This is a genomic window from Leptothoe sp. PORK10 BA2 (genome assembly GCF_034932105.1).
Classification (GTDB): domain Bacteria; phylum Cyanobacteriota; class Cyanobacteriia; order Phormidesmidales; family Phormidesmidaceae; genus Leptothoe.
This window is the reverse complement of record NZ_JAYGIG010000068.1, coordinates 1-11,170: the sequence shown is the minus strand read 5'-3', so window position 1 is coordinate 11,170 and position 11,170 is coordinate 1. Positions and strand designations below refer to the sequence as shown.

The 11,170-nt window shown below is 49.5% G+C and carries 15 protein-coding genes and 1 pseudogene; 12 read left to right on the top strand and 4 right to left on the bottom strand.

Annotation, left to right across the window (positions count from 1 at the left end; genetic code table 11):
- Positions 1–31: 31 nt before the first annotated feature.
- The 5 genes from VB741_RS13510 (at position 32) to VB741_RS13490 (ending at position 2,708) form a co-directional block, all read left to right on the top strand.
- Positions 32–199 (top strand): hypothetical protein, encoded by a 168-nt coding sequence (locus VB741_RS13510; RefSeq protein ID WP_323365708.1) that lies wholly within the window; start codon positions 32–34, stop codon positions 197–199.
- A 239-nt stretch (positions 200–438) separates the two neighbouring features.
- Positions 439–1,290 (top strand): MerR family transcriptional regulator, encoded by an 852-nt coding sequence (locus tag VB741_RS13505; RefSeq protein WP_323365707.1) that lies wholly within the window; start codon positions 439–441, stop codon positions 1,288–1,290.
- A 34-nt stretch (positions 1,291–1,324) separates the two neighbouring features.
- The gene (locus tag VB741_RS13500) at positions 1,325–1,603 is read left to right on the top strand and encodes a tautomerase family protein (protein ID WP_323365706.1); all 279 of its coding nucleotides are present in this window, start codon (positions 1,325–1,327) and stop codon (positions 1,601–1,603) included.
- A gap of 108 nt (positions 1,604–1,711) precedes the next feature.
- Positions 1,712–2,224, top strand: coding sequence for an SRPBCC family protein (locus VB741_RS13495; protein ID WP_323365705.1), 513 nt, complete (start codon positions 1,712–1,714; stop codon positions 2,222–2,224).
- A gap of 91 nt (positions 2,225–2,315) precedes the next feature.
- Positions 2,316–2,708: an MAPEG family protein gene (locus VB741_RS13490; protein ID WP_323365704.1), complete on the top strand. Its 393-nt coding sequence runs from the start codon at positions 2,316–2,318 to the stop codon at positions 2,706–2,708.
- 109 nt (positions 2,709–2,817) lie between these two features.
- Here the strand turns inward: VB741_RS13490 and urtA are convergent, their stop codons facing one another.
- Positions 2,818–4,131, bottom strand: a complete 1,314-nt coding sequence (gene urtA / locus VB741_RS13485) for an urea ABC transporter substrate-binding protein (protein ID WP_323365703.1) — start codon at positions 4,129–4,131, stop codon at positions 2,818–2,820.
- Between the two features lie 534 nt (positions 4,132–4,665).
- Positions 4,666–5,292 carry an urease accessory protein UreG gene (gene ureG / locus VB741_RS13480; RefSeq protein ID WP_323365702.1) on the bottom strand — a complete coding sequence of 209 codons (627 nt, stop codon included), beginning with the start codon at positions 5,290–5,292 and terminating at the stop codon, positions 4,666–4,668.
- A gap of 207 nt (positions 5,293–5,499) precedes the next feature.
- Between ureG and VB741_RS13475 the strand changes: the two genes are divergently transcribed.
- The gene (locus VB741_RS13475) at positions 5,500–6,033 is read left to right on the top strand and encodes a DUF192 domain-containing protein (RefSeq protein ID WP_323365701.1); all 534 of its coding nucleotides are present in this window, start codon (positions 5,500–5,502) and stop codon (positions 6,031–6,033) included.
- 104 nt (positions 6,034–6,137) lie between these two features.
- Here the strand turns inward: VB741_RS13475 and VB741_RS13470 are convergent, their stop codons facing one another.
- The gene (locus VB741_RS13470) at positions 6,138–7,289 is read right to left on the bottom strand and encodes a pyridoxal-phosphate-dependent aminotransferase family protein (protein WP_323365700.1); all 1,152 of its coding nucleotides are present in this window, start codon (positions 7,287–7,289) and stop codon (positions 6,138–6,140) included.
- Between the two features lie 229 nt (positions 7,290–7,518).
- On the opposite strand from VB741_RS13470, the gene VB741_RS13465 reads away from it, so the two are divergent.
- From VB741_RS13465 to VB741_RS13440, 6 genes are all read left to right on the top strand, one after another.
- On the top strand, positions 7,519–8,004 hold the full coding sequence (locus VB741_RS13465) for an ureidoglycolate lyase (RefSeq protein WP_323365699.1): 486 nt from the start codon (positions 7,519–7,521) through the stop codon (positions 8,002–8,004).
- Between the two features lie 140 nt (positions 8,005–8,144).
- A complete protein-coding gene (locus VB741_RS13460) occupies positions 8,145–8,300 on the top strand; it encodes a hypothetical protein (RefSeq protein WP_323365698.1) in 156 nt (51 codons plus the stop codon).
- A 370-nt stretch (positions 8,301–8,670) separates the two neighbouring features.
- On the top strand, positions 8,671–9,024 hold the full coding sequence (locus VB741_RS13455) for a DUF1428 domain-containing protein (protein ID WP_323365697.1): 354 nt from the start codon (positions 8,671–8,673) through the stop codon (positions 9,022–9,024).
- Positions 9,025–9,126: 102 nt separating this feature from the next.
- A complete protein-coding gene (locus VB741_RS13450) occupies positions 9,127–9,543 on the top strand; it encodes an SRPBCC domain-containing protein (RefSeq protein ID WP_323365696.1) in 417 nt (138 codons plus the stop codon).
- A gap of 25 nt (positions 9,544–9,568) precedes the next feature.
- A complete protein-coding gene (locus VB741_RS13445) occupies positions 9,569–9,949 on the top strand; it encodes a VOC family protein (protein WP_323365695.1) in 381 nt (126 codons plus the stop codon).
- A gap of 129 nt (positions 9,950–10,078) precedes the next feature.
- Positions 10,079–10,564: a VOC family protein gene (locus tag VB741_RS13440; protein ID WP_323365694.1), complete on the top strand. Its 486-nt coding sequence runs from the start codon at positions 10,079–10,081 to the stop codon at positions 10,562–10,564.
- A 286-nt stretch (positions 10,565–10,850) separates the two neighbouring features.
- Here VB741_RS13440 and VB741_RS13435 read toward each other — a convergent pair.
- Positions 10,851–11,051: pseudogene (locus tag VB741_RS13435) on the bottom strand (transposase family protein); the annotation flags it as partial.
- Between the last annotated feature and the right edge of the window lie 119 nt (positions 11,052–11,170).

Sequence of the window (11,170 nt, the reverse complement as noted above, 5' to 3'; positions counted from 1 at the left end):
TGGCAAGCGTTTACTCATTTTCGCATTCAGCATGAAACTGAACGCCTTTATCCACACCGAAACCTACTCGGTGCAGTCGATTGGCCCCTGTTTGCTTGAGTTAGAGCGCGAGACCGGTTACGCCCGTGGAGGACGATCAACAACGGGTGCGGGTGGTGGCCGCCAGCACCCCACCCACCCTGCCCCCGGCTTTGCTTGAGGCACTAGCCCCCCAGGTGGAACAGGCTTTGGCAGATCACGGTTGCACGGCTGAGTTCCCCCCTGAGGGCGATAGCTGAAATCCTGCCCCACCCTCCCTTCGTTTCCATCCATGGCAAGGCTGACTATGGTATGAGGTCATCCCTTAACTATTTCCCCTTAACTATTTATTTATTGCCCCTTGACCTTCAAGCCACTTGAAACTTTAGACTGGGGGACATCAGCTTAGAGGAAGCAAGGATGTTCCGCATCGGTGAGTTTTCCAAAATTGCTCAGGTACCTGCCAGCCAACTGCGCTATTACGACGAAATCGGTCTGTTCACCCCTATCCATAGCGATCGGGAGACAGGCTATCGTTACTACAGCGTTCAGCAGCTCGCTTCCCTCAACCGCATTCTTGCCCTCAAAGACCTGGGACTTTCATTAGAGCAAATCAAGCAGTTAGTCGAAGAGGAGGTATCTCTGGAAGAGATTCGGGGGATGCTCACCCTTCGGAAGGCACAAATTGAGCAAACTCTTCAGTCTGAAGCGATGCGGCTTCAGGCAGTAGAACTGCGATTGCAGCAGCTTGAGCGTCAGGGGCAACTTCAAGATGATGATGTCGTGTTGAAACCCCTACCCGCTCAACCGTTTCTGTCACTACGACAAACATTTCATGAGTTGTCAGAGACATTTGCCATTGTTTCTGGTATGAACCAAGCCGTGCTTACCCAGGTCAAACCTGAGACCCTGGGGCGTTTTGCCGCCGTGATCCACAGTGAAGTCTATGATGTCCATGATTTGGACATCGAGTTTGGCTTTTTACTCAATCATCACCTAGACGTGCGGATACCGTTATCTGGTGGATTAGTGATGAAGGTGCGAGAGTTGCCCCCAGTCGAAGCGGCGGCAACATCTGTCCGGTTTGGGGGACCTGAAAAGGGTCTCTCTAGCCACAACGCGATCGGCATTTGGGCAGAAAGAAACCAGTATCAACTCATGATGCCGGGACGCGAGGTATTTATCGTGCCTCCCCGAATCGGTCATGAATCAGAAATGGTGGTAGAAATTCAGTTTCCGGTTAAAGCCAACTCTGCTTTAACGACTTGGTAAGAGCTGAGATTTTTACCCTCGCTAAGGATTCACAATGCAAAGATTGATGGCTCATCCATCAGTCACAGAGCATAGTGTGCAATTTCACTTATTCATCTATCAGGAGTCAAAATCATGTCGACAAATTAAACTAACCCTGCCCCAACATGCTTGGACAAAAGATGAGAAAGCCAAGATTATTGAGCGATTTACCAATGCACTCAACAAAGTAGCTCAAGAATCTGGCAAGGGAGATATCAAGAAGTTCATTAGTGTTCAAATCGAAGAAACTGCCGAAGGGGGCTACGCCATTGGTGAGCAAATCTTTGGCTAGGGTTCAGTCCAGCTAAATCCATGCAACTTGAGAGATGACCTTGTCAGTTTTCTTTAAAGATGAGGTCATCTACCCACAATCCAACTTGTCAATTTGAAGAGGTTTCTTATGCAAGTTAAACAACAAATGATTATTAACGCTACTGCCGAACGTGTCTGGGACATTCTTGGACATCAGTATGGTAACATAGCGCAGTGGGCAAGTGGTGTCCATGCTTCCAAAGGACACAATGTTAGTGCTACTCTTCAGGATGCTCCTTATTCGGGACGCATTTGTGAAACGAATCTAGGTGCTTTAAAAGAAACGATTACTCGATATGATGAGCGGGAAAAAATCCTGTCCTACAATGCTCAGGGTGACAAAATGCCATTTTTTGTCAGAGGGTTGTCCAATACTTGGGTTGTAACGTCTTTAGGCAATGACAAGGCTCAAGTGGATATGTGTATGGAGGCATCCTTACTCCCTGTGTTTAATCTGATCATGGGGCCGGTAATGCAGATACAGATGGGTGGAATTCTCAAGCAATCCATAGAAGAACTGCGTTACTTTGCTGAGAATAATGTTCCCCATCCCCGAAAACTGGAAGCGCAACAAAAACTTCAATTCAAGACGGCTTCATAAAAGCTGAAGTTAGCATTGGAGGTGGAACGATCGCTATCTACCTCCAATGCTACCACTATCTACTGATTAGCTTGTAACAAGAGAGGAACTTATGACGATTGAGTTGTGGACTTTGCTTGGATCGGTAACATTATTGCTTACGTTGAACATGAGTCAAGCGATGTACACTTCACTGACAGAGGGAGTTGGATATGCTTTGAGCAACCGCGATGAGCCACCGAATGCGACTCATCTAAGCGGAAGAATTCAGCGGGCAAAGACAAATCTCGTTGAAAACCTGCTGATATTTACCTCGCTCATTCTAATGGCACAAGCGTTAGGAATCTCAACAGGATTAACCAGACTTGGGGCTGTGCTCTTTTTGGTATCGAGGATTCTTCATGCGATCGTATATGTAGTTGGAATTACCCACCTTCGTAGCCTAATTTGGGTAGTAAGCTTAATGGGTATGGCGATGATTGCAGTAGGAATTATTCAGCATTGATTGAATTGGCACTGTCGTCACTTGATGTCTCTATTCTGGGGCAACGACCTTCTAATAAATCCGCTTTTTGCCGAATCGCATTTGCAATAAAGGTCACAAATACTTTTCTCTAATCCGGCTTATACTTACCCCCCTTAGCCGGATCAGACCAATCACACAAATACTCCTTCGTATCAGCCACATACTGATTCCATGGCAAAGGAGCAACCGGCTCATCCGTAGTTAAAACAATATCAAATAGACCATCCGCCCGTAACTGTCCGATCCGCACCGTTTGAGAAAGATGATGGTTAGCATTCATCGTCACTGTTCCTGATGGAGCCTCAAACGTTTGACCATAGGCCGCTGCGCGGACAGCGGCAATATCCGTGGTGCCCGCCGCCTCAACCGCTTGCTTCCATAGATACACCGCTACATAGGCTGCCTCTATGGGGGCATTGGTCACCCGATTCACACCGTACTCCGCTTTAAAAGCCTTGACCCACTCATTGTTGACCTCACTCTCAATGGTTTGAAAATAATTCCAAGCCGCATAATGGCCCTTGAGGATCACAGGACCAATCACCGCCACATCCTCTTCCGAAATACTCACGGACATGACAGGATACTTGTCCGGCCCCATTTCTGCCCGCTGGAGTTGCTCAAAAAAGGCTTGGTTCGTATCGTAACTGTCGAAGCTATTAAAAATCACACCACCTTCGGGCATATCCGCCTTGATTTTGGTGATGATGGGAGGCACTTCCGTACTACCAAAGGGCAGATATTCTTCCCCTAACGTATTGCCCCCCCGCACCTTTAGTTGCTCTTTGATGATGGAATTAACAATCCGGGGAAAAGCATCATCAGCACCCACTAAAAAGAAATTCTTACCCTTATTTTCCAGCAGCCAATCTACCGCAGGCTCAACCTGTTGATTGGGAGCTGTCCCCGTATAAAAAATGTTTCTCGAACATTCTTGCCCCTCGTAGCGGGCGGGATACCACAGCATATGCTCCTTGGCTTCGACGATGGGGCGCACTTGTCTACGACTGCTGGAGGTCCAGCAACCAAAGATGGCAGCGACCTGTTCCTGGTCAATCAGTTTTTCCGCCTTCTCGACAAACGTGTCGACGTCAGAGGCCCCATCTTCTTTGACAGTTTCGATTTGTTTACCCAGCACACCGCCTGCGGCATTGATTTCCTTGATCGCCAGTTCTTCCGCATCCATTAAGGTGCTTTCCACAATGGCCAGGGCGCCACTGAGGGAGTGGAGCAGCCCCACTTTAATGGTGTCGCTATCTTCAGGGGCGGGGGTCTTTACTTCTGGGGTGGATGGGGTGGTTTCAGTCGGTGGGGTAGAACTGCCACAGGCTTTGAGCAACAGGCTAGTGCCTAGGGCCGTTGAGCCATGTAGCAAAAACTGACGTCTTTTGATCCTCGTCATGGGCATTCCTTTGGGACAATTATTCTGGGCGAAGGGCGGTGGGAAGGGTTAGGGTTTGTTACAGATGTAGCTCATGGTTTTGCTAGGAAAATAGCTTAGATGGCTGGTTAAGTGTCAGAGGTGTTGCTTGGGGTCCCTTTGGGGTCCCTTTCTGGAAATAGTTCAATTATCTCTTTTAGGCAAACTGGGGTTTCCCATGGTTAGGGCCGGAATGCCGTTCTAAAACCCAGCGTACTGAGTTATCCCTAGGAGCACTAATTTGGGGTTACGGCGGGGTCAATTATAAATGTTCTGGCTCGGTTTCTGCAGAAAATTTAGAGGGTACCAACTCAACGCGGGACGTTTTCCCCAGGATAGTATTCCGAAGTCAGGAGTCAGGAATCAGGGCCTCACTGGCTTCTGGCCCCTGATTCCCCACCTAGCCAGGATTTTTCGGCTTGAGTTGATACCCAATTTAGAGGGTGAAACTCAAATCATGAGGTTATTGCTTAATGGCTCCTTAGGGTTAATTCTCTAAGTAGAGCATCAACCTTATTAAGCCGGCTGGGGCAAGGGCAACCGGCCCTGGAACTGAATGAACTGCTGAATGGTTTCTAACCCTTGGGCCACCTTCAGGTTGGTAAAGACAAAGGGTTTATCCCCCCGCATGGTTTTGGCATCCCGCTCCATCACGTTGAGATCCGCACCCACCATGGGGGCTAGGTCAATTTTATTAATCACCAGCAAATCTGATTTGGTAATGCCTGGCCCCCCTTTGCGGGGGATTTTGTCGCCAGCGGCCACGTCGATGACATAGAGGGTGAGGTCCACCAGCTCTGGACTAAAGGTGGCGGCCAGATTATCACCGCCGCTTTCTACAAAGATCAAGTCGAGGTCCATAAACCGGGCTTCTAGATCTTCGATGGCTACCAGATTTAGGGAGGCATCTTCACGGATGGCGGTGTGGGGACAGCCACCGGTTTCGACACCGACAATGCGGTTGTGGTCCAACAGGGCCTGACTACGCACCAGAAACTGGGCGTCTTCCTGGGTGTAAATATCGTTGGTCACCACGGCGATGGAGTAGGTGTCGCGCATGGATTTGCAAAGGGCATCGACAAGGGCGGTTTTGCCAGAGCCTACGGGACCGGCAACACCGACGCGGTAAGGGGAGGAGGTCATGGGTAGAGCAGTGATCTGGGTAGGTGTGTTACACGTTCTAAGATATAGGGGTAGGCTGTGTCCAGCCCCTGACGGATAGCTCGTACGGATAGATTAGTACAGATAAGGAGAACCGGCGTGATTGATGGGCGTAGAAGGCGGTACTTGCCGCTGGTGGGACTATGTTGTCTGTTGCTAGCCTGTAGCAACGTTTCAGAGTCAACGGACGTGGCTAATTCTACAGGGATCAGCTCTACAGGAACCGTTTCCACGGAGGCCGAGGGCCCAGGGGCTGCCCCTACTCCAGCGACCCCGACCATCCCATCCGAACCTGACTCCACCGTCGATGATCCTTCTGTCATGCTTACTGGACCTGGTCAAGTGCTTCCCATTACGGCCCAAGCGACGATTGCGGGGGAAACCTTTGATTTAGAAGTGGCCCAGACTGCTCAGCAGCAGCAGCTTGGGCTGATGCACCGGAAGGCCCTGCCGGATCATCGGGGGATGCTATTTCCTTTTAGTCCCGCCCGCCCCGTGAGCTTTTGGATGAAAAATGTGCCCGTGGGGCTGGATATGGTGTTTTTGTACCAAGGACAGGTGCAGGGCATTGTCGAAGCCCCACCCTGTGGGGCTGATCCCTGTCCCACCTATGGCCCCGGTCGGTTGCTGGTGGACCATGTGATTGAACTGCGCATGGGCCGGGCGGCTGAACTGGGGTTGGCGGCAGGGGATCGGGTGGAGGTGCGGTATTTGGCAGATTAGGCTGGGTTTAGAGGGTTGAGCCAAAGGCGATGGTGGTTAAAGGCCCCCAAATTTGAGGGATTTGGGGGGCCTGGATCACCACCGCCAGTTTGCCGAAACCTTTTTTACCGCAACACCTGGCTGGCTGCGGATAGGCCGCTGCCGGGGGCAAAGCCTTCGTAGCCGAGGATTTGTAGGGTGGTTTCTAAGGCGGCGATGGTGGTGAGGATGTCGCGATCGCAAACAAACCCCAAATGCCCAATCCGAAAGATCTTGCCCTTCAGATGGTCCTGACCGCCCGCCAAGGCAATATCAAACTGTTTGTTCATGGTGGAACGAATCGCCTCAGCACTGACAATTTCGTCAGGGATCACCGATGTCACCGCCGGACTGCTAAACCCATCGGGGGCCAATAGGGGCAAGCCCAGAGCCTTCATGGCTGCACGGCAAGCCTGCATGTGGCGCTCATGGCGGGCAAAGATATTTTCCAGCCCCTCCGCCTTCATCATCTGTAGAGCCGCCTGGAGGCCAAAGTATAGATTCACCGGTGGAGTAAACGGCGTACTGTTCTTAGCAAAGGCTTTACGATACTTACCCAGGTCCATATAGAACTTAGGCAACGTGGCCTTGGCATAGGCAGCCCAAGCCTTGTCACTAACAGATACAAAGCCCATGCCAGGGGGGATCATAAAGCCCTTCTGGGACCCCGAGGCCACCACATCCAGACCCAGTTCATCCACCTTCAGGTCATAGGACGCCAAGCTAGTCACCGCATCCACAATGATGATGGCTTCACCATGGGCCTTCACCTTCTCATTAATGGCTTCCACAGGGTTCAGCACCCCGCTGGAAGTTTCACTATGGGTGACAATTACGGCCTTGATTGCCTTTTCGGTATCGGCGGCTAGGACCTGACCAAACTCCTCGGGATCAAGGGGCACACCCCAGTCCTTCTGAATCACCTGCACATCCAGGCCAAAGGCTTTAGAGATTGAGGCCCAGCGAGCGCCAAACTTACCGTTACTGCCCACCAGCACCTTATCCCCAGCGCTGAGGAAGTTGATGATACCTGCTTCTACCACACCGGTACCGCTGGCACAGATGGTATGGACTTCATTCTTAGTCTGAAACAGCCACTGGAGGCCTTCATTGACCTCAACGATAATTTTACTAAAGTCGCCGCCGCGGTGGCCGATGGGGTGCTTGGCCATGGCTTGTAGGACTTTCGCGGGTACCGGTGTCGGTCCCGGAATCATGAGCATTGCTTTATTTTCCATGGGATTGAGGGTAGGAGGTTTAAAAGTGCATCCCCCAGAATCGCATAAGTTCTGACGGATCTCCCCGCATTTTTTATGTCTTGTAAGGTTTGGGATGAGAGGGGCCAAGGGCAGGTCAACCTGTAGGGATATCTCCTGGTGAATGCCCTAATTTAGGACACCTGATTTTTCCGGGTGGACGGGATTTGGGATTATCAGCAAAATGTAAGAGCTGCTCCCTTATGTTGCTATGGAAACTACTTTGCACCAGCTGACGGCCCAACCACTGACTGCCGAAGCATTTCGACCCTTTGGACAGGTACTCGGTCCCCAGTGGGATGGCAAACCCTATGACGGGGAAGATGCTCAGCTCAAGCTGGATGGGGGAATTCCGCGTTTTTATATCATGCAACTGGAGCGCAAAGGCCGACGGTTTGATCGGATTACGCGGCATTTGGCCTGTACCCAGTGTTTGGGTGCGCTAGAAGGGAAAGCCTGGCTGATGGCGGTGGCCCCACCCTGTGCAGGCGCTGCGCCAGACCCATCGTTGATTCAGGCGTTTAGCATTCCCGGGGATTGCTTTATTAAGTTAGAGGCGGGCACCTGGCATGCAGGGCCTTTGTTTGAGACGGATGTGATCAACTTTTACAATCTGGAACTGAGTGATACCAATGTGGTGGATCACGATACATGTAATTTGGGACAGACCTATGGATTGAATTTTGAGATTGTCTAGGGAACTAGCGGGAAGAGTGGTGAGTGGAAAGGAAGAGTTATTTGTTCTTTCTCTGTCGATGCTACATTCCCTGGCGTTTGAATAATTCCCTGGCGTTTGCGTACTACGCTAGTTCTCTCTTAACGCAGTGGCTTACAGTGATGCTTGAGGCCACCCATGGCTTTTTGTGCAATCAGGGGGCGTTGGCTGGGGTGACGCGGAACCCACAGCGGTTTGTGAATGCGATCGCATTCCTGCGTCAGGCATGGTCTAAAGCGTCAAAGTCTCTCTCCACTCGGGAGAGAGATTTAGGGTGAGGGAAACTCCTAGACAAGGTTTAGCTATTGGTATGGTGATTCTGGCACCTTGAGTCGCAGGCTAATACTTCACGGCAGCGGATGGTCAAAAGCCACTTGTGATGTAGCAAAAGTTCTCTGCCGCCGATACGTTTTGCCGTTAGACTGATGCCTGCCCAAAATTCCAACCCCTGAAAAGCTTGTCCCCTTCTTTTGCAAATCTTTACAGATGGTTAGGTAGACAGATTTTTATTTCTATAGTACTCTTGTTCTATATTGAATGTCAGCATATTACAGTTGATTGGACGTTCTACGCGTTGCTTAAGCGGGATGCTGTCAGTTCCATAACAAATTAGACGTCAAGCCAAATTATGTCTTGCAGGAGGCGGTAATGGAATACATTGAAGGCTTTGTACTTGCAGTCCCTACAACCAACAAGGAAACTTATATCCAGCACGCTCGTGAAGCTGCCGTAATATTCAAAGAGCATGGGGCAACTCGGTTAGTGGAATGTTGGGGAGATGATGTCCCCTCTGGCAAGAAAACATCATTCCCGATGGCAGTCCAGTGTAAAGACGATGAAACCGTTGTCTTTTCTTGGATATCATGGCCTTCACGAGAAGAGAGAGATGCTGGTATGGAAGAAGTCATGAAAGACTCTCGCATGAATGACGGAAGTAACCCAATGCCTTTCGACGGCAGCCGCTTGATTTTCGGTGGTTTTCAAATGGTTGTAGATGAATAAAAGAATCGAGCGGGCTCAGTATTCTACAGATCTGTAGAATACTGAGTCAACCGTGCCGCTCGCCTCGCAGAAGTTAGCTGCCTCAAAATAAGAGTTAAGGTTATGATAAAAATTACAATTGAAACAGAAGTAGAAGCACCCTTAAGTGATGCCTGGGATGCATGGGTAACACCAGATGACATCACCAGTTGGAATTTTGCTATTGAAGATTGGTGTTGCCCATCAGCAGAAATCGATTTAGAAGTGGGCGGCAAATTCAACTATTGGATGGAAGCTAAAGACGGCTCAATCGGGTTTAACTATGAAGGAGAGTTTATAAGCATTCACCCGCATAGAACTATTCATTACAAGTTAGACGACAATCGTGAGGTTAAAGTTGAGTTTATCGAGACTGAAAGTGGAACAAAGGTCATTGAAACCTTTGACGCAGAGGATGAGAATTCTGCGGAACAGCAAAGGCAAGGTTGGCTTGGAATTTTAAATAATTTCAAAAAACATGTTGAAGCAAAAAGTAGCTAATGAATAATCATTAAGGAGAAATCTCATGGCAAATAATCCTGTGGCCTGGTTTGAAATCTATGTAGATGATTTAACTAGGGCCAAGCAGTTTTACGAATCCGTGCTGAGTGTGAATTTAGATGTATTGAGTGACCCCAGTGATGCCAGCATCGAAATGTTGTCATTTCCGTCGGACATGGAGAAATATGGTGCTAGCGGTGCCCTGGTCAAGATGGAGGGCTGTACAGCTGGTGGAAATAGTACTTTGATTTATTTTTCATGTGAAGATTGTGCGGTTGAAGAGTCTAAAGTCGAAGCAGCAGGGGGGCGGATCCAAAAGCCTAAAATGTCTATTGGCGAATATGGCTTTATTTCTCTGGCTATAGATTCTGAAGGCAACATGTTTGGCTTGCACTCAATGAAATAGCTAGAAAGGCAAATTCAAGAAAATCATTTTGTGCTTGGTTAGAGTAGGCGTTAACCAGCACGATGTACCCAAATCTCTGGAATATTAATTCTAAGCTCAGATTAATTTTCAACTCAATGGAGAAGCGACATGACAAAGATCGCAAAGAACACAGTTTGCCTTTGGTATGACGGGAACGCCGAGGAAGCGGCACGGTTTTACGCCGCGACCTTTCCAGATTCTTCCGTTGACGCTGTGCAACGCGCGCCAGGAGACTTTCCGTCCGGTAAGAAAGGAGATGTGTTGACCGTCTTGTTCACCGTAATGGGTATTCCGTGTCTCGGTCTCAACGGAGGATCGGCGTTCAAGCATAACGGGGCGTTCTCGTTTCAGGTCGCAACCACTGACCAATCCGAAACGGATCGTTATTGGAGTGCGATCGTCGGCAATGGTGGTCAAGAGATTGAATGTGGCTGGTGCAAGGATAAGTGGGGGTTGTCGTGGCAGATCACGCCGCTGGCGCTGACAGAAGCGATCGCCGATCCCGACCCTGCTGCCGCTAAGCGTGCGTTCAATGCGATGATGACGATGCGAAAGATTGATATCGCCATTATTGAGGCTGCGCGCCGTGGCTGAGGTACTGGCAGTCTAACTATCCAAATGCACACCGACCGTTGAGAGGTGATTGGATGGCACTTGTGATGAAATAGAATGTAGCGCCGAATATCTGTCCCTATAGGGTGGATATACTGCCAGCTATCCGTATATCTAGCACATATGGTGTAGATATATGGAAAAAGTAGATCTAATAAGAGTTATGCGGCAAAATGAGACCTCAAACGAATGGCGAAATCTGACCTTTTAACAATAGACCTCTTGCAAAAATGATTATGTGTTAGTGTGAAAGACTTTTCTAACTCTTTCAGGCCAGGTTGAGTTCATAGTTGTAGAGGGCGGCGATTAAATTGAAACGCAGCCCATAGCGCCGTCGTCGATTGCGATAGCGCTGCGCTAAAATCCTAAAGATTTTGACCCGGCGATTCACATACTCAACCCAGATACGCTCTTTGCCCAGGGTTCGATTATAGTCGCGCTCTGCCTCGGAGAGTTCTCCACCCTTGGGCGTAACCGGTGTTCCTCGGCCATCAGTAAAGGGGCTGAAGTATTGTCAGTTGGAGGTTGTAGAGCATCAAGCAGGAAATAGGACTAGAGTTGGAATATGAACGCCAATCTAGTCCCAAC

What these genes read in the sequence shown, in the direction of transcription:
- ureG (WP_323365702.1), bottom strand. Translation starts at nt 5,292, where the DNA reads ATGACCTCCTCCCCTTACCGCGTCGGTGTTGCCGGTCCCGTAGGCTCT.
- VB741_RS13450 (WP_323365696.1), top strand. Translation starts at nt 9,127, where the DNA reads ATGATAAAAATTACAATTGAAACAGAAGTAGAAGCACCCTTAAGTGAT.
- VB741_RS13500 (WP_323365706.1), top strand. Translation starts at nt 1,325, where the DNA reads ATGCAAAGATTGATGGCTCATCCATCAGTCACAGAGCATAGTGTGCAA.
- VB741_RS13460 (WP_323365698.1), top strand. Translation starts at nt 8,145, where the DNA reads ATGCTTGAGGCCACCCATGGCTTTTTGTGCAATCAGGGGGCGTTGGCT.
- VB741_RS13495 (WP_323365705.1), top strand. Translation starts at nt 1,712, where the DNA reads ATGCAAGTTAAACAACAAATGATTATTAACGCTACTGCCGAACGTGTC.
- VB741_RS13490 (WP_323365704.1), top strand. Translation starts at nt 2,316, where the DNA reads ATGACGATTGAGTTGTGGACTTTGCTTGGATCGGTAACATTATTGCTT.
- VB741_RS13510 (WP_323365708.1), top strand. Translation starts at nt 32, where the DNA reads ATGAAACTGAACGCCTTTATCCACACCGAAACCTACTCGGTGCAGTCG.
- VB741_RS13440 (WP_323365694.1), top strand. Translation starts at nt 10,079, where the DNA reads ATGACAAAGATCGCAAAGAACACAGTTTGCCTTTGGTATGACGGGAAC.
- VB741_RS13445 (WP_323365695.1), top strand. Translation starts at nt 9,569, where the DNA reads ATGGCAAATAATCCTGTGGCCTGGTTTGAAATCTATGTAGATGATTTA.
- urtA (WP_323365703.1), bottom strand. Translation starts at nt 4,131, where the DNA reads ATGACGAGGATCAAAAGACGTCAGTTTTTGCTACATGGCTCAACGGCC.
- VB741_RS13505 (WP_323365707.1), top strand. Translation starts at nt 439, where the DNA reads ATGTTCCGCATCGGTGAGTTTTCCAAAATTGCTCAGGTACCTGCCAGC.
- VB741_RS13455 (WP_323365697.1), top strand. Translation starts at nt 8,671, where the DNA reads ATGGAATACATTGAAGGCTTTGTACTTGCAGTCCCTACAACCAACAAG.
- VB741_RS13470 (WP_323365700.1), bottom strand. Translation starts at nt 7,289, where the DNA reads ATGGAAAATAAAGCAATGCTCATGATTCCGGGACCGACACCGGTACCC.
- VB741_RS13465 (WP_323365699.1), top strand. Translation starts at nt 7,519, where the DNA reads ATGGAAACTACTTTGCACCAGCTGACGGCCCAACCACTGACTGCCGAA.